The organism is Candidatus Rickettsia barbarica, from assembly GCF_041477405.1.
In the GTDB taxonomy this organism is placed as follows: Bacteria; Pseudomonadota; Alphaproteobacteria; order Rickettsiales; family Rickettsiaceae; genus Rickettsia; species Rickettsia rickettsii.
Map to the genome: position 1 here is coordinate 404783 of NZ_JBEWYL010000001.1, position 19374 is coordinate 424156.

The window sequence follows — 19374 nt, forward strand, 5'->3', positions numbered from 1 at the left end:
GCAAGGAAAATTACGGAGTAATTGACAAAGCAATCCAGTTAAAAATGCTAATTTTTAGCATTTTTTTAATTATTTTCTGGATTGCCGTGTTCCTTTCAATCACTCGCAATGACGTTTTGATATCCGTACAACAACCCCCTAGCTTCCTCAGAATTTCCTGTATATGATATATTCTTGTACCCTAGTTTGATTGCAGTAAATAAAGCGGCGTGATCCTCTCCTACATTTACGGTAAGATCTAAAACTTTTTCCGGAAATTCTTTACTTAGAGTTTTAAACATGTAATCAATTGCTAGCATACCGTAATATTTTACGCTAGAGGCATGATTTGTTAATATCAGCTGTTCTTCTACACTAGATACAAAATTACGTGCTTCTTCCAAATTTCTTATTTCATAAACTATAATCATTTAATTATCTCTTTTAGGTCCTTTAAATGTGAGGCGGAAGATATGAAGTCATACGTTAAATTTTCAAATTTAGAGCAGATAATCTTATTAAATCCAAGTTTTACGGCTTCTTTTATTCTTGTTTCTGCTTTTGCGGTTTTTCTTATTTCACCCGATAAACTTATTTCACCGAAAAAGACGCTATGTTCGGGTACAGGGTTGCCGGTTGCAGCAGATATTAAGCTCGCTGTTACTGCTAAATCAGAAGCAGGATCGGCAATTTTAAGTCCCCCCGCAATGCTTAAATATACCTCATAATTAGCAAGATTCAGTCCTATCCTACTACTAAGCACGGCAAGTATCATTGATAACCTATTAGCATCCCAGCCCACCGCAGAGCGTCTAGGAGTTACCATATTTGAGGGTACTATAAGGGCTTGTACTTCCATAAGTAACGTTCTTGAACCTTCGATTCCTGCAAAAATAGACGTACCTATAACGTTCTGTTCTCGCTGCATTAAAAATAGTTCAGACGGGTTTGTTACTTCAATAAGCCCGCTGCCGCTTATCTCAAATACTCCTATTTCACCCACACCGCCAAAACGATTTTTATATGAGCGTAAAATACGGAAATGATTATTATGATCTCCCTCAAAATATAGCACGGTATCAACTAAATGTTCAAGTATCTTAGGACCTGCTAGTTGTCCGTCTTTAGTGACGTGACAGCTTAATAAAATAATTATATTGTTTTGCTTAGCATAATTAACAAGCTCATTTGCACATGTACGAATTTGCGAAACAGTGCCTGGAGGCGATGATAATTCTTTTGTGGTAATTGTTTGAATAGAATCAATCACTATTAAATCAATATTATTTTTATTAGCTTCTATACTCGCAATAATATCTTCCAAATTAGTAGCTGCTAAAATATCGGTATTATAGTTAGTTAGGTTTAGCCTTATGGCCCTTAATTTTATTTGGTCTAACGATTCTTCGCCTGTTATATATAAGCAATTAATCTTTGATGCAAAGTTACTTGCTGCTAGCTGTAGTAACAAAGTAGATTTGCCTATACCAGGGGCTCCTCCTATTAATATAGCAGAACCAAGCACTAAACCGCCGCCTAGTACTCTATTGAATTCACCTATAGGGGTAGGGATGCGTAACTGCTCGGTTACATGCCCTGAAAGTTTATCGAAGTCTTGCTTACTACCGACTTTAACAATTGCTTGATTTGTACTTATTATCTCTTCGACAATACTACCCCATACACCGCAATCAAAGCACTGCCCTGACCATTTAGGACTAATATTTCCACAGTTAGAACATATGTAATGTTTTTTGGTCATGTTTGTTTTTTAATGTCTTGTTACGCGGTTCTATGTCATTCCCACGAAAGCGGGAATGACGGTAAAGCTCAAAACCAACAGCTTACTCTTACCATATAGTTTTTCACGTATAATTTCAATATTTTCATCTAAAATATAATCATCTGTTTTAGCCATCTCAATAACTATAATAGCACCGTCTTTGAGCCAATTATTTTTTATCAGCAGTTTCATTACTTTAGGCACTATATTTTTATGATAAGGGGGGTCTATAAAGACAAGATCAAATGATTTATTAGACCTCTTCCCAAACTTCGCTTCTAGAGGTAATTTAGACGTCGATCCGGTACTCGCATCCTCACGTACTAGTGTGTACGCTGCGGTACTGTGTTCCGTGTCTCCTTTAGATCCCTCTCTATAAGCTGGTTTAAAAAGATGTCTAGTAGCTTTCGGTAGATTTAAAGCATTAATATTAACGAAATTAACATTATTTTCAATGTTTAGAGATTTAGCAAACTCTTCTGCTATTTTTAATGAGGATGTATCAATATCAATTAAGGTAGCAAAACCTGCTCCTCTTGATAGGCTCTCAAAAGCAAGGCTACCGCTACCGGCAAATAAATCGAGAATGTGAGTATTTTCGTTAAATAATTTATTACCGGTAAACTCACCGGAGGTTAATATACTAAATATTGCCTCTTTGAGCTTACCGGTGGAAGGTCGATATTTGATATTTTTAGCGGTAGGTATAAGTTGGTTTCTATATTTACCAGATATTATTTTTAACACTTATTTAGTTATATGCTTCTTTTATTGAGTGTGATTTTTTTTCGTCTTTTATTTTTGTGGCAAATCCTTTGCCTTTAGTGTTAGGCTTAAATTTTGCTGCGAATGTATTAGATTTTGCTTGTTGTGTTTCTACAGTTTTATCTTTCTTTTCTTTGATTTCTACTTTTGGCGTTGCTTGGTTTAAATTATTTTGTGCTTGTTTTAAAAGATCTTGTTCTTTAGCTTTATCAATATTATTATTTACATTATTTAAATTTTCTTCCCTTTTTTTAGATTTTTCTGTCTCAGCTTTTTGTCTTGCTTGTTGTTTTGCTGTTACTAATTCATCAATATTTTTAGGAGGCGGTGAGATATATTTATCTATACTACTAGTTAAGTTTTCAAATGACTTCTGAAGATTGCGTAAAGGTTTTTGAGTGAGTTTATAAGTTCCGGTAGCGATTAGCCCTCCGGCCAAAATACCTGCTCCTAGAATGACAGCTTTAGTAGTAAGGGCCGTGCCGGTGACCAATAACACAGGCATTGCTACGAAAGGCGCAGCTGCTACTGCAAGACCGGCTACTACGGCAAGTCCTACTAAAAATTTTTTACTTGCTAAAAAATTTGTTACGCGGCTAATTCCTGATGTAGTACTTTTAGCAAGTTTTGTACAAAGCTGTCCTACTCCGGTTTTCAGAAACCAACCGCTTTTCTCTCTTGCATGAATTTTATCTTGTAATTTAGCATGTTCGTTAACATTGACAGATGTTTTTTTACCGTCTTTATCTTGATGATCTAAATTCCCTTTAGCCTCACCTTTAGTATCATGCATCTTTGTAGCATCGTTGATTTTTGCTTTATCAAAATCTGCTCCTTCTTTATTAATTCCAGCTAGATTTGCTGCTTTTAGATTCGCTTGTTTTAGATTTGCTTCTTTAAATATAGCCTCGGCTGCTTCCACTGCTTGCATATCGGCATTTTCCAACACTGCTTTAGTGAAATTGGCTTTAGTAAGATCGGCACGCTGCATAATTGCATTTTTAAAGTTAGCTTCCTTAGCATTAATATTTTTAGCAATAGCATCCGAAATATTTAATCCCTCGGCTTCTGCTTTTTCTAAAGTAGCATTACTTAACTTAGCAAATTGTGCAGTTGCATTAGTAAGCGTAGCGTTTGTAAGATCGGCATATTCAAGATTTGCTTTATCAAGCTGTGCTTTTGTTAAATCAGCGTTCTTAAGTTTAACACGCTGCATTATAGCTTCTCTTAAGTCAGCTTCTTTTAAAGATAGTATATTTTCAAATTCAGCATCGCTAAAATAGGCATTTCTTGCAGTTATGCCTTGCATGTTACATTGCTCTTTAAATGTTGCTTCTAATGCATGTGTTTTATTCATAAAAACATTTTCAAGATTAGTAGAAACGATATTTGCTTGATCTAGAAGTGCATTATTTAAAACTACCCCCTGCATTTGAACTCTTTGCATATCTGCATAGGCAAGCGATATACCGGTAAGATTAGAATTTGTCCATTCTGAATCTTTAATAATTAACTTTTCGGCATCGGCATTAACCATCATAACCGCATTAAATTTGCTATTTGTTACCTCTACTTCAGATAAATCTACTTTAGGCATGTAAGCTCTCGACATATCACTATTTTCAATTTTGCTCTTTTTAAGATTAGCAAAAAAAAATCCTGCGTTACGAGCCGTAACATTTTGAAAAACGGCATTTTGTAAATTAGCTCCTTCAAAATTAGTAAAATCTAAATTACAATTTGAGATTTTGACATTCTCTAAGTTGGCTGAAGCAAATAATGTATTCTTCAGGTTAAGATTAGTAAGAGTTTTACCTGATAAATTAATCGCTGAAAGATCAGGAACTATATGTAAATCTTCTGAAAGATTTTTTTGCTTTCTAACAAATTCGGTAAGAGATAATTTTGTATTGGATTGTTTTGCTGCTTCAGCTAAATATAGATCAAATTCGACAGAAGTTAATTTTATATATTCTTTCGGTATATCTCGTTCTGTGGCAGTCGAACCTATAATATATGATGGGTCTAGTGTTATTTGTATTGCTTCGTCTTTTAACTGCTCAAAAATACCATCTAAACCCTTACCGCAGAACATTCTAAGATTATCTAAAGCATATACTTCAGTTTCTAATTTGTTTACTTCATGCTGTAACTTGTTGATTTTTTCTAGTTCGTTTTGTCGGTTTCTAGCAATAGTTTCTGCACTATTCCAAAAAGCATTTAAAAGATTGGTAGCAATCCCAGGATTATCTAAATTTTGCTTTAGAGTTTCTAACTCTTCTTGCTTAGTCTTTAGTTCTTTTGATTTGATGTCCCATAAAGTTTTTTCGTCTTCTCCAGCCAAAATATATTTCTTTGTCTTCGTAGCTTCATCTATAACTATTTCTTTGATATGTTCTTTTTCTAAATCTTTATCTATATATTGATTTAATCTTGCAAGATCTGAAAAAGATAGTTTTATATCTCGTATTTTATCTTTGAGATTGGGGATTTTATAGTTATCATAATCTTTATAATTAAAATCTGTATAATGAAGATTTGCTCCTCTAAAGTCGGTACCGATAAATGTACAATCATTAAATTTTACATTTGTTAAATCTGAATCACATAATATGGTATTTGTTAAGTCACAATTATTAAATACGGCATCTGTTAGTATTGTACCTTGGAAATTAGCATTGGCTAAATCTGCGTTAATTTCCATATTTTCTAAACTAGTAATGATAATGTTATCATTATCTTCAGCGAAATATTTATTTTTGATAAAATCATTTAGCGAGACACTAGGGGTATCTTTTATATAACCAAGGTAATCGTTTAGGTCTTTTTCTGTACATTTATATATATTAAGATTTGTCATATGTATTCTATATGATTAGTTAAAATGTGTTAATAATAACACATTACTAATTATTTTCCAGTATTTTATTATTTATTTCTTTATAATCTCCGGGTTTTAGATTATCTATTGTAAAATTACCATATTGAATCCTAATTAATTTGTTAACTTTTAGTCCACAATACTCGAATATTCTTCTAATTTCAAGATTTTTTCCTTCAAATAAAACTACTTCAAACCAACAATTAGTTTTATTTTGCTTAAGTAATTTTATCGAATGAGGGTTATAAAATATCCCGTCAATTTCTAAATTTTTATAATTGCTTTTTAGTAGAATATCAGACTTCCCATACGCCCTAACATGATATACTCGCTTTAACCTACTTGAGGGGAGCTCAAACTGACGAGCTAAATCACCGCTATTAGTTAGTAATAATAAACCTTCGCTATTTAAATCCAGCCTACCTATTAAATAACACGAGGTAAACCGGTTAGCTGTTCAAACACCGTTTTACGAGATAAAGGATCTTTATGAGTGGTAATTAAACCAACAGGTTTGTAATAAATCCAAAGCCTTGGTTTGTGTATATTATTGATTAATGTGCCGGATACTTCAATTTGATTACTAATATCAACATTTGTAGTTGGTGATAAAATTGTAATGCCGTCTACTTTTACCTGTCCTTCAACTATCAGCTTTTCAGCATCACGCCTAGAACAAACTCCTGCATTACTAATTATTTTAGCTAATCTATGCATTTTTAAATATAGTAATTTTCAATAGACCTCTTCCCAAGCGTCGTTTCTAGAGATAATTTATACGTCGATTCGGTACTCGCATCTTCACGTATTTCTATATATGCTGTGGTGCTGTGTTCCATGTCTCCGTTAAATTCCTTTCTATAAGTTGGTTTGGGAAGAGGTCTAATAAGAATATATAAAAATACCCTTAAAAAGCAATATTAATAATTTTACATAAATTATTAATATAATTATACTATACCGCTACATATGTTTTAACAAAATTATACGAATGTTAATTTTACTTATCAAAACTTTTGATTCTTTAAAATTCTTATCGTCTTTTTTTAGCTGAGTTTCTTTTTAACACAAATTAAGTCCTTTACTTTAATCTAAACTTCATTAAATTATGCAAAAACTTATTGGTTCAATCCTGTTAATTTCAAGTACTTGTATAGGTAGCGGTATGATAGCACTACCCATGGTATTAGCAAAATTAGGTTATAATACCTAGTATAATATTGATGTTTGTAATTTGGTTTATAATGTATTATACTTCTTTAATTAACCTAGAGCTTAATCTTCAAGCGGGTAAAGGCTTAACACTTGGGCATTGGGAAAATATTTTTCAGGACATACTGCTCAAAGCATCGGTACTGTAAGCCTTAAGCTCCTTTCATATGCTTTACTTGCAGTATTTATATACGGAGGCTCTTCAATATTACAGAAGTTATTAGCTTTAAATACAAGTATAACTTATATAGGAGCATGGTGTATTATTACCTCTAAAAGAAATATCTATATGGGGTATAGTCACTCTGGTAGTTTTTACTTCATTTAGTTTTCAAGTAATCTTTCATACCTTAACTAATTATTGTAACAAAAATGCTAAAGACGGCACTTTTATTTGGAAGCTTAATTCCTGCAATAGTATATATAATTTGGACTTGTAGTATTCTTATTGTAGTACATCATAATAATCCAACATTTTATCAACAAATGATTACCAGTAATGTAGAAGTCGGAGATAAGTAATATAGCAAAATGGCCGTCCGTACAACTATTAGTTTGGATAATTTCAACTCTTACTATCATTACATCAATACTCGGAGTAGGAGTAGGGCTATGTGATTCCCTTAAAACTATGTTTATGAATCCAATACCGAATGTAGTAATGCGTAATATGACCGCTTCTTCTATCGTTACTATATTACCAGTTTATATTGTAGCAGTAGTACCTAATGCTTTTATTATAATTTTAGGATTTGCTGGTATGATTCTCGTAATTATTGCAATTTTATTACCGGTTTATCTGTTATATAAAGTAAAGATAAATAATTGATTATCTTGAATTACAAAAACAATATCTAATTATTATATGTGTAATTGTTAAAATGCTTATAATGGGCTATGAACTTGTTAATATAGTAACTAAATAATAAGGTTATTTATTATTAAATATACTAATAATATTGAAAAATAGGAATTTTGTAAATATAAATATTATGATAATAGGAAATAATATAGAAACAATCAAACATGTAAGAAATAATGGGCAAATATCCGTGGGGAAGAAATATGCAGAAAAACAGATACAAGTTTTAACATCAAGTGACGGTACTATAATAATAAAGCCCGGTAAGTTCATTCCTTATAATGAGATGTGGCTTTATAGGAACAATAATAATGAGGTGTTTGATAAAGCAATAGGATAGACAGAAAAAAATAAAAGATAAACATCATCATTGCAAGGAAGGTACGAAGTAACTGACGAAGCAATCTCAGGAAAAATTCCTGAGATTGCCACGCTCACTAACGTTCGCTCGCAATGACGATTTGGTATTCACGCAATAATGACGTAAAACAATTCTGATTTAATTAGAGTTAAAAGTTCTTGTCTCCAAATTACCAAATTTAGAAAATTGACTATCATAATAAAGCGGAACATTTCCAACTGGTCCGTTACGATGTTTTGCAACAATTATATCGGCAATATTATATACTTTGTTGAGTTTATCTAACCATGCGGCATGTTTAGCATCGCCTGCTGCCGGTTCTTTTCTAGTTAAATAATATTCTTCACGATAAATAAACATTACTATATCAGCATCCTGTTCTATAGTTCCCGATTCTCGAAGATCGGATAGCATAGGTTTTTTGTCCTCACGTAGTTCTACCGCTCTTGAAAGCTGAGATAACGCAATAACCGGAATATTTAACTCTTTTGCTATTGCTTTTAAACCTTGGGTTATTTCTGAAATCTCGCTAACTCTATTTTCGGATTTACTTACTCCTCTAATTAATTGTAAATAATCAATAAATAATATACCGAGATTATGCTTGCGTTTCATTCTTCTAGCTCTTGTTCTTATAGCGGAAATAGATAGAGCAGGGGTATCATCGATAAAAAATTGTAATTCCGATAAAGTATTTGCTTCCTTGCGAAGACGGTTATATTTTTCTTCACCTAGAATCCCCGTACGAAGAGAAGTAGAATCAATTTCTGCACACATTGAAAGTAGACGTGTGGTTAGCTGTTCTGAGGACATTTCTAAAGAGAAAAAACCTACTGACTGAATTTCTTGATTATCTCTAATATTTTTAAGACGCATATTATTACAGGTATTAAGTGCAAGATTTATAGCAAATGCCGTTTTACCCATAGACGGACGTCCTGCAAGAATTATAAGATCGGAATTATGAAAGCCGCATAATTTATTATCTAGATCAATCAAACCGGTAGATATACCGATTATATGATCATTATTTTTCATAGCCCTATTAATACTAGCTAGTGATTCTGAAATAGATATACCGATTTTGGTAAAACTTTTTTCATTCAAGCCTTCGCTAGCTAAATCGTAAAGTTTAGCTTCGGCATGTTCAATCTGTTCCTTTGCTTCAACTTCTAATGAAGAATTATAGGCATTATTTACTACTTCTTCACCGATATTTATTAAATTACGCTTTATTGCTAAATCATATATTATTTTACCATAATCAAGCGGATTTATTACCATCATTGACATAGTTATCAATTTTGCTAAATACTCCGCTCCTTCTACTTCTTGAAATAGTTCATCTTGAGTTAATATACTACGTAAAGTAATAGGTGTAGCTGTTAGCCCTTTTTCAGTAATTTTCTCAATTGCCTTATAGATTTTTTGATGAATAGGTTCAAAAAAATGTTCATCACGTAAAAAGTCCGATACGTAATTTAGTAATTCGTTATTGGTTAAAATCGCCCCAAGTAGCATTTGCTCTGCTTGAACATTTGAAGGTAAAACTCTTGGTATAGGTAAATTATCTTCGTTATCAGCTAATATATTTGTTTCGTTATTTATTTTATTATGTGCCATTTTTGTTTGTTAAATTATTATATGGTTTGAAAAAAGAAGCCCTTTATGTCATTCCCACGCGGTATTGTTGCGTGGATACTGAGTCGTCATTGCAAGCAGCCGTAGGCTGCGTGGTGATAAAAAAATTCTGTAAATCAGAATTTTTACTGGATTGCTTCGTCAATTACTTATGTCATTTCCTCGCAATGACGTTAAAACCGATCCACACACAACAAAGCCCAAAACAGAACATTTTACATTATTCATTCTTTGCTTCATTTCTACGTTCAGCGATTAATTTATCTACTAAACTTTCTTCCGGTGAAAAATATTTATTAATGATATTACAGACTTTTTTAAATGCAAGAATAGTAAAGTTGATACTTTATTGCTCATAACTATCCCAGCGTTTAATTAAATTAGTTTCGATATCGAAAAAATCTAAAACTCTAGTAATAGAATGATTCACTATATCATCTATACTTACAGGGTTATTATAAAAAGCCGGCACGGGCGGCGATATAATGCCGCCGTAACTCGCTACTTTTAACATATTTTCTAAATGTCCGATATGCAAAGGAGTTTCACGGGTCATTAAAATAAGTTTCCTTCTGTCTTTAAGTACAACACCTGCCGCTCTACTAATTAAATTATCTTCCATTGAGTGAGCAAGACTTGCTAAGGTCTTCATACTACAAGGGGCTATTATCATGCCTGAAGTTTTAAAAGAGCCGCTTGAAATAGTAGCACCTAAATCTTTATCGTCATAATAATAATTAGCCAGTAGTTTAACTTTATCTATAGAATACTTAGTTTCGAGCTTTATAGTAAGAGCTGCTCCCTCTGAAATAACCAAATGAGTTTCGATATTTTGTTGCTTTAGTAATTCAAGCAAACGAATACCGTATATTGCTCCTGAAGCTCCAGAAATTGCTATAACAATTTTTGTTTCTTTATTCATCTAGGTTTCTATAATTTATCAGTTTAGTATATAATAAAAAAAAAATTATAAAATACATTATATATGCGAATAGCAAAAATATTATTACCGGTAGCAAAATTATTTCCGCTAGATTATTTAATACCTGAAGATTTAGAGCTAAACATAGGTGATCTTGTTGTAGTGCCTTTTAGAAATAAGGAATTAACCGGCATAGTATGGGAGCTTGTTTCAGATTCCGAGGCAAAAAAAATAAAAACTATTAGAGTGAAAGTACCGTTAAACTTAAATATTACTTCAGAAGTTTTAGAATTAATTAAATGGATGAGTAGCTACTATATGTCAGAGCTTGGGAGCATAGCCAAGTTAGTATTACCTATGGATATTGCTGAAAAACCGATTAAAGTTAAGGAGCAGAAAGTCAATAATAACTTTGTGCTACCTGATTTGTCGGAAGAGCAGAAACAAGCAGTAACAATTTTAAATGAAAGTAATAAGCCAACACTTGTTAAAGGTGTTACGGGATCAGGTAAAACAGAAATATATTTTCATCTAATAGCAGATTACTTAGCAAAAGGCAAACAAGTGCTTGTTATGTTGCCTGAAATTGCTTTAAGTACACAAATTATTAATCGTTTTATAGAGCGATTCGGTTTTGAGCCTATCATATGGAACTCAAGCGTTACCAAAGCTCACAAGAAAATGATTTTAAGAGGTATATTAAGCGATAAAGTTAAAGTAGTAATTGGGGCTAGAAGTAGTTTGTTTTTACCTTTTAAAAATCTCGGTTTAATAGTTATAGATGAGGAACATGATGATTCCTATAAACAAGATGACGGTATATTATATAATGCTAGGGATACGGCTATCGTAAGAGGTACATTTGATAAAGCACAAATCGTTTTGTGTTCGGCAACACCGTCTATTGAAACGATACATAATATAGAAATTGGTAAATATCAATTGGTTACATTGGTTAATAGATACAAAAATGTCGATTTGCCAAATATAGAAATAATCGACATGACTAAAGAAAAGCTATCTAAGAATTCCTATTTATCCAAGCTTCTTATAGAAGCTATCAAAGGTAATTTAGATAATAAAAAGCAAGTCTTATTATTTCTTAATAGGCGTGGTTATGCTCCGCTCATGCTATGCAAAGCTTGCGGTCACAGATTGACCTGTAAATTCTGCTCTTCTTGGATGGTAGTACATAAAGCGACTAAAAAACTTGAATGTCACCATTGCGGTTATCAAAGTAAAATTTTTAGTTCTTGTCCTGAATGTCTAGAGGATGAAACATTAACTATCTGTGGTCCAGGTATAGAGAGAATAGAGGAAGAAGCAAAAGCACTTTTTCCTGAGAGTAAAATTGCGGTGATAAGTAAAGATCATGCTAAAAGCCCAGAAAAAATAGCACAGCTTCTACATCAAATGGAAAATTTAGAAATTGATATTTTAATAGGCACACAAATAATAACAAAAGGTTATCACTTTCCGAATCTTACTTTAGTTGGAGTAATAGATGCCGATCTTGGAAGCAATAATGCCGATCTTAGGGCATCTGAGCGAACTTTTCAGCTACTACATCAGGTAGGTGGTAGAGCGGGTAGAGGAGATAGTAAAGGTGTAGTATATTTACAAAGCTATTATCCTGATAATACAATTTTTAGTTATGTTAAAGCCGGTGATGAAGATAGTTTTTTTGCAAATGAACTTGAAATAAGAAAATCAGCAGATATGCCGCCATTTTCCAAAACAGCATCGGTAATTTTGTCAGGTTCCAGTGAGGCTAAAATTCTAGAAATTGCTAGGGATATGGTCCGAATTGCACCAAAAGCAAACGTGAAAATTTTAGGACCGGCAAGTTCATTAATGTCAAAGCTCGCTGGTAAATATCGTTACCGAATACTTATTATAGCCGATAAGAAATTTAATTTGCAGAAATATTTAAAATTTTGGCTAAGCCTTATAAAAATTCCTTCTTTTTGTCATCTAAAAATAGATATCGATCCTAAAAGTTTTTATTAACTTCTATATCTTTCTCCTTGATTCTTCGACGGTGGAACATTAGATACATGAGGAGAAGGATTGGTAAGAGATTTTTGTATTTCTGCTATAGCTTTTTTAGTATTTTGAGTAGAATTTTTATAGCATCTTTATAAAAAGCAGCTTTAGCTTTATCTCCAGTAAAAGAATATTTTATAAAATTACCAATATTTTTCCAAATAGGATTATTATCCATTTTTGTAGTTTCTTCACACCATTTACCTACCTCTTGCAGTTTTGCTTCAACTTTAGCTATAGCAGCTGGATTATGTTTATTATCATCATAAATCTGAATAATATTATTTACTTTTTCTTTAAATTCAATGTGTTTTCTACTTTGTTTCAAATGAGCTATTATATCATCATTGTTTACTAATTCTCTCAGATTATCAATTATATCAGATAGTGTAGGTGGTTCAGGTAATTTATAATGTTGGTTGATTTTTTCAAATTTATCTTTGTGTGGATGATTCTTGATTAGATCCTCTTCTATAAAAGAAACAAACTCTTTTTGAGGTACTCCTACTTAGTTTTATTAGCCGTCCTAATGATTGTTCATAAGCTTTAATAGTAACATCAAGACGCTTCCCTGCCATAGGAACCGCTTAATGCTATATAGTGGCTAGATGCCGGAATCAAAGCATCTTTAGTATCAATATTATGATCTTTAAAAAATTGCTCTATTTTCTCTTTTACGGTTAAATTGGATTGTTTTTTAGGTGTTGTTTCCGGTACTTTTGTTTGTTCCGGAGCTGGTTTTGAAAAAATAATAGGCTTTTGGGTTTCAACTTGCGGAGATGGGGTGTCAACAAATATATCAAGTGCTTGGGAATGTGTAGTTAAGTCAGTCTGTTTTTTATGTGCTTCGTTCCATGCCTTTATTTGCTCAGAAGTGGGTTTTGGAGGAACAGCCGGTTTTGTATTTTTTGGTGGGTTATTTGACATATTTTTTGATTTTTTTCCTACTCTTGTATTCTATCTTTGACTGATTTTAGAATATTATCTTGTGCCATATTAAGCTCCTATGTTTATTTACATAATTAAACAGCTTGCTTAAATTTTTTATAAATTGCAAGCAAAATTTCTTTTTGTAATGCAATATTTTTACTATAAGATAGTTAGGTTATATATTTTATATATTAGAATCCAAGTTATTAACTAAAATGAGATATGAATTTTATGTACCCCCATATTAGACTTAGAAGAAATAGAAAAGCTTTTTGGCTTAGAGAGTTAATATCCGAAAGTAATTTATCGGTTAGTGATTTAGTGTTGCCTTTATTTGTTGTTGAAGGACATAATGAAAGGCAAGAAATTAAAACTATGCCTGGTATATATCGTTTATCGATTGATCAAATAGTAGAAACGGCAAAAGAAGCAGCAGAGCTGGGTATTAATGTTATTGCATTATTTCCGAGTATTGATCAAAGTCTAAAAAGTGAAAATGCCGATGAGGCTTATAATTTAGATAATTTAATATGTAGAACTATTAGAAGCATCAAAAACGCTAATATCGGTATTGGTATAATATGCGATGTAGCACTTGATCCTTATACTACACATGGTCATGATGGTATTGTGTATCATGGGGAAGTTGATAATGATAGATCAGTAAGAGCTTTGTGTAATCAGGCATTAGTGCTAGCAAAAGCTGGAGTAGATATTGTTGCACCTTCCGATATGATGGATGGAAGAATCAGGGCTATAAGGGAATATCTTGACAAAGAGGGATTTATAAATGTTGGAATTCTTGCTTATGCCGCTAAATATGCTTCAAGTTTTTACGGTCCGTTTCGCGATGCTGTTAAGAGTAATAAAAAGAATTATTTAGATAAATCAAGCTATCAAATGGATGTACGTAATATTAAGGAAGCAATGCTTGAGATTGAGTATGATATAGCAGAGGGAGCCGATATGGTAATGGTGAAGCCTGGTATGCCGTTTTTGGATGTTATTCGTGAAGCGGCAAATAATTTAAATGCTAAAATTTTTGCATATCAGGTTAGTGGAGAATATGCAATGTTAAAATTTGCAGCAGAAGCAGGGGCAATGGATTGGGGGAGAGCTTTGATGGAGTCATTAATTAGTTTTAAACGTGCCGGTGCCACAGGTATATTTACCTATGCAGCTCTTGAAGTAGCTGAAATATTAAAGAACAATAAAATTAAGTAGAAAACGGCTTCTGATATAAAATAAATAATATGTTTTATAATTATATCAAAATTATCAATGTGGTGTAAATCATTATAAAGAGGAGAAGATGACGCAAAATAAGCAATCAGTATTTAAAGGTTGGAATTTTTTAAAGCCTAAAGAAGGCGGAGCTAATGAGGTAGGAGAGCATGGCGGAGTATATCAAAGCTTAGACGGTAAAATTACGGCGATGATAAAAAAAGAGGCTTCAAGCTCAAAAAATATAACCGAGTTTTTAGGATCTCAAATTTTTGAAGCTATAAGTCCTGGAAATGGAGCAAAGGTTAATTTAATTGCTCCTGATGATTTTAATAAATCTAAAGCCGTTGATTTGCAAATATATGTCAAATCTGAATTTTTTGAGAATTATAGTAGTGATATGTATGTGGACATGGATAAACATATGTCTGCTAAAACTAAACCGAGTTCTTGGTTTAGAAAGGATGGCGGTAGACCACTTTTTATGGGGGCTAGAAATAAATTATTTAGAACCTTAGAAAATGCTTTTAAGGAAATTAAGTATCAGAACTTTGAAAACATTATGCCGGCAAGTTTATTGATCGGCGATTTTGATATACATGTTGGAAATATAGGAGTTATCAGAGATCAAAAAAATCCAAAAACTTTACCTAAATTAGTAAGAATTGATTTTGCTGGTAGTTTTGATAATTTAACAAATAATATATATCCGCATTCAAGAGCCAAACATTTGCCTGGATTCGGTCCCACTAACCATTTTAGAGAATTTCCTTCTAATTTAAGAACAAAAAATCCTAATTTTGCCGATAGCTTACTTGCAGTTTCTAAAATTGATTTAAGCAAAACTATTGATAAAAGTTTTGATGCATTAACTAAATATTATAGTAATGAAGCAATTGCAGAATTTGCAAAACAAGCGATGCCAAAGCAATTTAATAATAAACAATCTAAAGAAATAACGCCTGAAGAAATTAAGGCTAGTTTAATAGATACAATGAAAAAAAGGCAAGAATCCTTAAAGGAATACGGCTTAGAAATTAAAGTAAATAGTTTAATTTCTAAAAAATATAGTTTTCCTTATTACGAAGTGAAAGAGCAAGGATTAAAAACATTAATGAAAGAGTATCCTGATTATTTTGCGAAAATTCTTAATTATGAAGAAAGAAAAAAAGGAGGACAAAAACTTAAATTAAGAAATAAAATTACTACTAATTTTGCAAGAATTTTAGAAATACTTGGTATTAGAGATAGTGCGAAAAAACATTTAATAAAGACAATAAAAAGGTTAAATGAAGATATTAAAGATGAAAGAAATTTAGCTGGTTCTTCTGATAAAATAAGGAAAGAACCAAAACAAAAATTGGTAAAGACAAATATATATGCAAACAGAGAATATGTGGATGCTCTAGAAAAATTTAAGAAAGAAGTTGGAACGGATGATATTGTTAGTGTTACTCCAAGTCAATTAGGTTTAGCTAAAAAAGCTAAACAAAAAGACCAAGATGTATTAAAATTAGATGAAGAAAATCTAAAACATATAAAGAATCTCAAAGAAAAGATTATGAAGCCTACTCAAACTACTGTAGTTAGTGTTGTTAATAAAAAATCTACACCGGCTAAAACGAGATAATAAATGAACCAAGCAACAAGAAGCCTACAACTAAGTAATTAATCAGTAAAAGCCCATATTGCATCGGCAGCTTAATTATCTCAATCTTTTTAGAAAAATACATGGCTTTTACTACTTTAAGATAATAAAACGCAGCAACTACGCTGGTAAAAATACCACAATAAGCTAATGCGAATTCTTCTTGATTAATTGCTTGGTAAAAAAGGTAATATTTACCGAAAAATCCTGTAAGAGGAGGGATTCCAATCATTGAAAACATAACTATGCTAATTACGGCAGCTATAGTTTTATGATACTCTGCAATTCCTTGTATAGTTTTAAAACTAGCTTTATCGACGTCTTTACCGAGCAGTATAATTAAGCAAGTAAAAAATCCTATACTCCCTACCGCATATATTAGAATATATAGCAGAGCTGCTTTATATCCTTCTTGATTATGCAGAAGAACGCCGATTAATACATAACCGATATTTAAAATAGTACTATAAGCCATTAATCTTTTTAGAGAAGTTTGACGAATGGCTCCAAAAGCTCCAAACAGCATAGATAATATAGCAATTATCTTTATTAAATTATAATTAATAGGATAGTAATTACCTATAATTAATTTGCTGATATTTAATAAAACAATAACCATACCTATTTTTGAGGCAGCGTTGAAATAAGTAACCGAAGTAATCGGTGATCCTTCATATACGTCAGGGACCCAAAAATGGAGTGGAACACTTGAGAGTTTAAAGAAAATACTACTTAAAAATAGTATAATACCGATTATTAAACCAAGATTCATTCCGGAATTATCATTTAGTTTATATAAGATATCCTCAAATTGTAGGCTTCCGCCGAATCCGTATATAAAAGAAATACCGAATAATGATAAACAACTAACTAAACTACCTAAGATAAAATATTTTAAAGCACCTTCCGATGATTTCATATCATTTAATTTGAATCCTGCAAGTGCATATGAAGTTAAAGCAGTAAGCTCCATACTGCAGAATAATAATAGAAAATTCCGTGATGAAATTGCAACAAAAATACCTACAACTGATAATAACATTAAAGTAATAAATTCAAACTTTAATTCATCAGCAACAAGAATAGAGTAATCACGGTATATAATCATGGAGATAATAGTGAATAGTAGCACTATGCTTTTACTAATACCGATATTTATTCCGGTAGCAAATGAGTACCATACTCCTTCATAACTTGAGTACTTAAAGGTAAGAAAAATTGATAATATGCATAGTAAAATAATGATATTAGAAATAATTCTATTTTTATTTGGGATCATTACGGCAAAAAACTGCCCTAAAAGTGCTATTAAAGTCAAAGTTATTTCAGGAAGTAGCAGTAGCATATAAAACTAATATTATTTATGGAAATATAAATATTAGTAAATAAATCATTTTTTATCAACAAACTTATATATAATATTGCACTTTAATACTACCTCTAATTAAAATTATTTTCTTCGTAAAATTATATTATACAAAAAAAGCCTAAACATGATGAGATTGTACGTAGTGCATTTGAAAACCCTATAGTTGCTAAAGCCCTCTACAGCTTAGTTCTAATAATCCTTCTTTGTTCTTATTCTTTAGCAGGCTTCGTATCCTGTGCAAATATATTATTACCGGCTATTAAAATTCCTATGGCTAATATTTCATAACTATAAGTGCTAATTTTGTTGAGTGTATAATGTCTTATACATTAATAATTAATAGTTGCAATAAATAAAAAAAATAAATTATTTTGGTTAATCAATTTTAAATTGCTTAAATAAAATTAAATTCTTAAACTCACATCTATAATTGTTTTAATCTCATTAGGTTTTCTAATAAAAATATACTTTCTACCATTAAGTAAAAATATGAAGCCTTCTACTTCAAAAGCATTAACTGACAAGTTAAGAACCTTATATAGTTCTCACGATACTTTTACCAAAGCTAATAGAAGATACGAAAAAAAGCTCAGTCTTTAGATGAATATTAAGTAAAATTACAGTTAAAGCCATAGATACGGAAAGATAAGAGAGCTGTTTAATAAAAATTATCAAGTTCAAGAAGAAAAAATTGATAATATAGTTAAGTCATAAATGAAGAACATAAGTTTGAGATACTTCGCAGAAATCTACCTAATAAAAGTGAATCAGAAATAAAAAATATAATTGAGCAAGTAAACAGAATAAAAGCAGATGTCGGTAAAGTACTGTTACTCGGTAGTGCAGGAATAGGTAAAACCACGTTAATGCATTATATATCTTATAAATGGGGAAAAGGGGAGTGATGGAGTGATAAGTGTGATTATGTTTTTAGAGTTAAAAGAATTATTAAATGAAAGTTAGAAAGACGGTTATAGTGGGTATTTTGATATTAATAATTTATCTCAAAGTAAGCTTAATTGTTTTATCCATTATTGTTTAGGCAGTAGTGAAAGTACCTTAAGTGTTAAGGAAATAATGGATATCCAAAATAAAGATAAGATGTTGTTATTACTTGACGGGTATGACGAAGTAGCACATCTAAATACTCAAGATGTAAAAAGTTAATAGATAAAATATTAGAATATCAAAACGTAATAATGAGTTCTAGACCTAATGTGGTTGTAGAAGAAATGCGTAAAACAGGTTTGCGCGGAAAGTAGACAATACAGGACAGGCTGGGATAGTGAGGGAATAGAGCAATATGTACATAAAAATTTTGAGTATGATAAAGAGCTAGGAGTACAATTAAAAAGCTTTTTGGATACTCATAGCCAAATAAAAGAAATATGTGAAATTCCTATCAATAATGCATTAATATGTTTGGTTTGGAGTGATCAAGATATAAGGGATCAGTTTCACAAAAACAGCGATGAAGATTTGAATATAAGTCGTTTATATAGTGAAGTAATAAACTGGCTTAATAATAGGCATATAGAAAAAAACAAAATATAAAAATAAAACTGAAGCTAATGATATAGATGAAGTTATAGAACAAGGATGATTAAAAAGCAAAGGAAGTAATTATCAATTTATTCACTTAACTATTCAAGAATTTTTAGCCGCATGTTATTTAAAAAATCAGTTAACAGATAATAAGATGCAAAAATAAGGTTGAAAACCAGTAATTTTAAATTACTAGATGCCGGGGC

At 31.5% G+C, this 19374-nt stretch carries 18 protein-coding genes and 2 pseudogenes; 9 read left to right on the plus strand and 11 right to left on the minus strand.

Annotation, left to right across the window (positions count from 1 at the left end; translation table 11 throughout):
* Positions 1 to 95: 95 nt before the first annotated feature.
* The 6 genes and pseudogenes from ABVF33_RS02390 to ABVF33_RS02415 form a co-directional block, all read right to left on the minus strand.
* On the minus strand, positions 96 to 410 hold the full coding sequence (locus ABVF33_RS02390) for a hypothetical protein (RefSeq protein WP_499706099.1): 315 nt from the start codon (positions 408 to 410) through the stop codon (positions 96 to 98).
* Positions 407 to 1741, minus strand: coding sequence for a DNA repair protein RadA (gene radA, locus ABVF33_RS02395; protein ID WP_499706100.1), 1335 nt, complete (start codon positions 1739 to 1741; stop codon positions 407 to 409). The genes ABVF33_RS02390 and radA overlap by 4 nt, the downstream gene beginning before the upstream one ends.
* Before the next feature lie 30 nt (positions 1742 to 1771).
* Entirely contained in the window at positions 1772 to 2509 is a 738-nt protein-coding gene (locus ABVF33_RS02400; protein WP_499706101.1) for an RsmD family RNA methyltransferase, read from the minus strand.
* A 4-nt stretch (positions 2510 to 2513) separates the two neighbouring features.
* Entirely contained in the window at positions 2514 to 5387 is a 2874-nt protein-coding gene (gene srfD / locus ABVF33_RS02405; protein ID WP_499706102.1) for an effector protein SrfD, read from the minus strand.
* A gap of 46 nt (positions 5388 to 5433) precedes the next feature.
* Positions 5434 to 6125, minus strand: a pseudogene (locus ABVF33_RS02410) (pseudouridine synthase).
* Positions 6126 to 6127: 2 nt separating this feature from the next.
* Positions 6128 to 6247 (minus strand): palindromic element RPE1 domain-containing protein, encoded by a 120-nt coding sequence (locus tag ABVF33_RS02415; protein ID WP_499706103.1) that lies wholly within the window; start codon positions 6245 to 6247, stop codon positions 6128 to 6130.
* Positions 6248 to 6516: 269 nt separating this feature from the next.
* Between ABVF33_RS02415 and ABVF33_RS02420 the strand changes: the two genes are divergently transcribed.
* From ABVF33_RS02420 to ABVF33_RS02435, 4 genes are all read left to right on the plus strand, one after another.
* Entirely contained in the window at positions 6517 to 6621 is a 105-nt protein-coding gene (locus ABVF33_RS02420; protein ID WP_499706104.1) for an aromatic amino acid transport family protein, read from the plus strand.
* A gap of 99 nt (positions 6622 to 6720) precedes the next feature.
* Entirely contained in the window at positions 6721 to 6948 is a 228-nt protein-coding gene (locus tag ABVF33_RS02425; protein WP_499706105.1) for a to amino acid permease, read from the plus strand.
* A gap of 252 nt (positions 6949 to 7200) precedes the next feature.
* The gene (locus tag ABVF33_RS02430) at positions 7201 to 7449 is read left to right on the plus strand and encodes an aromatic amino acid transport family protein (RefSeq protein WP_499706134.1); all 249 of its coding nucleotides are present in this window, start codon (positions 7201 to 7203) and stop codon (positions 7447 to 7449) included.
* A gap of 163 nt (positions 7450 to 7612) precedes the next feature.
* Entirely contained in the window at positions 7613 to 7822 is a 210-nt protein-coding gene (locus ABVF33_RS02435; RefSeq protein ID WP_499706135.1) for a hypothetical protein, read from the plus strand.
* Positions 7823 to 7981: 159 nt separating this feature from the next.
* Here the strand turns inward: ABVF33_RS02435 and ABVF33_RS02440 are convergent, their stop codons facing one another.
* Entirely contained in the window at positions 7982 to 9466 is a 1485-nt protein-coding gene (locus tag ABVF33_RS02440; RefSeq protein WP_499706106.1) for a replicative DNA helicase, read from the minus strand.
* A 116-nt stretch (positions 9467 to 9582) separates the two neighbouring features.
* Between ABVF33_RS02440 and ABVF33_RS02445 the strand changes: the two are divergent.
* A pseudogene (locus tag ABVF33_RS02445) lies at positions 9583 to 9665 on the plus strand (lytic transglycosylase domain-containing protein); the annotation flags it as partial.
* A gap of 165 nt (positions 9666 to 9830) precedes the next feature.
* On the opposite strand, the gene ABVF33_RS02450 reads toward ABVF33_RS02445, so the two are convergent.
* Positions 9831 to 10406: a UbiX family flavin prenyltransferase gene (locus tag ABVF33_RS02450; RefSeq protein WP_499706107.1), complete on the minus strand. Its 576-nt coding sequence runs from the start codon at positions 10404 to 10406 to the stop codon at positions 9831 to 9833.
* A gap of 63 nt (positions 10407 to 10469) precedes the next feature.
* On the opposite strand from ABVF33_RS02450, the gene ABVF33_RS02455 reads away from it, so the two are divergent.
* Positions 10470 to 12416, plus strand: a complete 1947-nt coding sequence (locus ABVF33_RS02455) for a primosomal protein N' (protein ID WP_499706108.1) — start codon at positions 10470 to 10472, stop codon at positions 12414 to 12416.
* Positions 12417 to 12501: 85 nt separating this feature from the next.
* Here ABVF33_RS02455 and ABVF33_RS02460 read toward each other — a convergent pair whose 3' ends face one another.
* Together ABVF33_RS02460 and ABVF33_RS02465 are read right to left on the minus strand one after the other, a co-directional pair.
* Positions 12502 to 12780 carry a hypothetical protein gene (locus tag ABVF33_RS02460; protein WP_041472293.1) on the minus strand — a complete coding sequence of 93 codons (279 nt, stop codon included), beginning with the start codon at positions 12778 to 12780 and terminating at the stop codon, positions 12502 to 12504.
* A gap of 230 nt (positions 12781 to 13010) precedes the next feature.
* Entirely contained in the window at positions 13011 to 13379 is a 369-nt protein-coding gene (locus ABVF33_RS02465; protein ID WP_499706109.1) for a hypothetical protein, read from the minus strand.
* A gap of 234 nt (positions 13380 to 13613) precedes the next feature.
* Between ABVF33_RS02465 and hemB the strand changes: the two genes are divergently transcribed.
* Together hemB and ABVF33_RS02475 are read left to right on the plus strand one after the other, a co-directional pair.
* A complete protein-coding gene (hemB, locus tag ABVF33_RS02470; RefSeq protein ID WP_499706110.1) occupies positions 13614 to 14606 on the plus strand; it encodes a porphobilinogen synthase in 993 nt (330 codons plus the stop codon).
* An 88-nt stretch (positions 14607 to 14694) separates the two neighbouring features.
* Entirely contained in the window at positions 14695 to 16236 is a 1542-nt protein-coding gene (locus ABVF33_RS02475) for a hypothetical protein (RefSeq protein WP_499706111.1), read from the plus strand.
* On the opposite strand, the gene nuoN is transcribed toward ABVF33_RS02475, so the two are convergent.
* Positions 16223 to 17599, minus strand: a complete 1377-nt coding sequence (gene nuoN, locus ABVF33_RS02480; protein ID WP_499706112.1) for an NADH-quinone oxidoreductase subunit NuoN — start codon at positions 17597 to 17599, stop codon at positions 16223 to 16225. The two genes, ABVF33_RS02475 and nuoN, sit on opposite strands and share 14 nt — an antisense overlap.
* A 1383-nt stretch (positions 17600 to 18982) precedes the next feature.
* On the opposite strand from nuoN, the gene ABVF33_RS02485 reads away from it, so the two are divergent.
* Entirely contained in the window at positions 18983 to 19177 is a 195-nt protein-coding gene (locus tag ABVF33_RS02485; RefSeq protein ID WP_499706113.1) for an N-acetylglucosamine kinase, read from the plus strand.
* Positions 19178 to 19374: the final 197 nt, after the last annotated feature.

Coding starts and splice junctions, on each gene's coding strand:
- ABVF33_RS02390 (WP_499706099.1), bottom strand. CDS start 410: ATGATTATAGTTTATGAAATAAGAAATTTGGAAGAAGCACGTAATTTT.
- radA (WP_499706100.1), bottom strand. CDS start 1,741: ATGACCAAAAAACATTACATATGTTCTAACTGTGGAAATATTAGTCCT.
- srfD (WP_499706102.1), bottom strand. CDS start 5,387: ATGACAAATCTTAATATATATAAATGTACAGAAAAAGACCTAAACGAT.
- ABVF33_RS02415 (WP_499706103.1), bottom strand. CDS start 6,247: ATGGAACACAGCACCACAGCATATATAGAAATACGTGAAGATGCGAGT.
- ABVF33_RS02420 (WP_499706104.1), top strand. CDS start 6,517: ATGCAAAAACTTATTGGTTCAATCCTGTTAATTTCAAGTACTTGTATA.
- ABVF33_RS02435 (WP_499706135.1), top strand. CDS start 7,613: ATGATAATAGGAAATAATATAGAAACAATCAAACATGTAAGAAATAAT.
- ABVF33_RS02440 (WP_499706106.1), bottom strand. CDS start 9,466: ATGGCACATAATAAAATAAATAACGAAACAAATATATTAGCTGATAAC.
- ABVF33_RS02450 (WP_499706107.1), bottom strand. CDS start 10,406: ATGAATAAAGAAACAAAAATTGTTATAGCAATTTCTGGAGCTTCAGGA.
- ABVF33_RS02455 (WP_499706108.1), top strand. CDS start 10,470: ATGCGAATAGCAAAAATATTATTACCGGTAGCAAAATTATTTCCGCTA.
- ABVF33_RS02465 (WP_499706109.1), bottom strand. CDS start 13,379: ATGTCAAATAACCCACCAAAAAATACAAAACCGGCTGTTCCTCCAAAA.
- hemB (WP_499706110.1), top strand. CDS start 13,614: ATGTACCCCCATATTAGACTTAGAAGAAATAGAAAAGCTTTTTGGCTT.
- ABVF33_RS02475 (WP_499706111.1), top strand. CDS start 14,695: ATGACGCAAAATAAGCAATCAGTATTTAAAGGTTGGAATTTTTTAAAG.
- nuoN (WP_499706112.1), bottom strand. CDS start 17,599: ATGCTACTGCTACTTCCTGAAATAACTTTGACTTTAATAGCACTTTTA.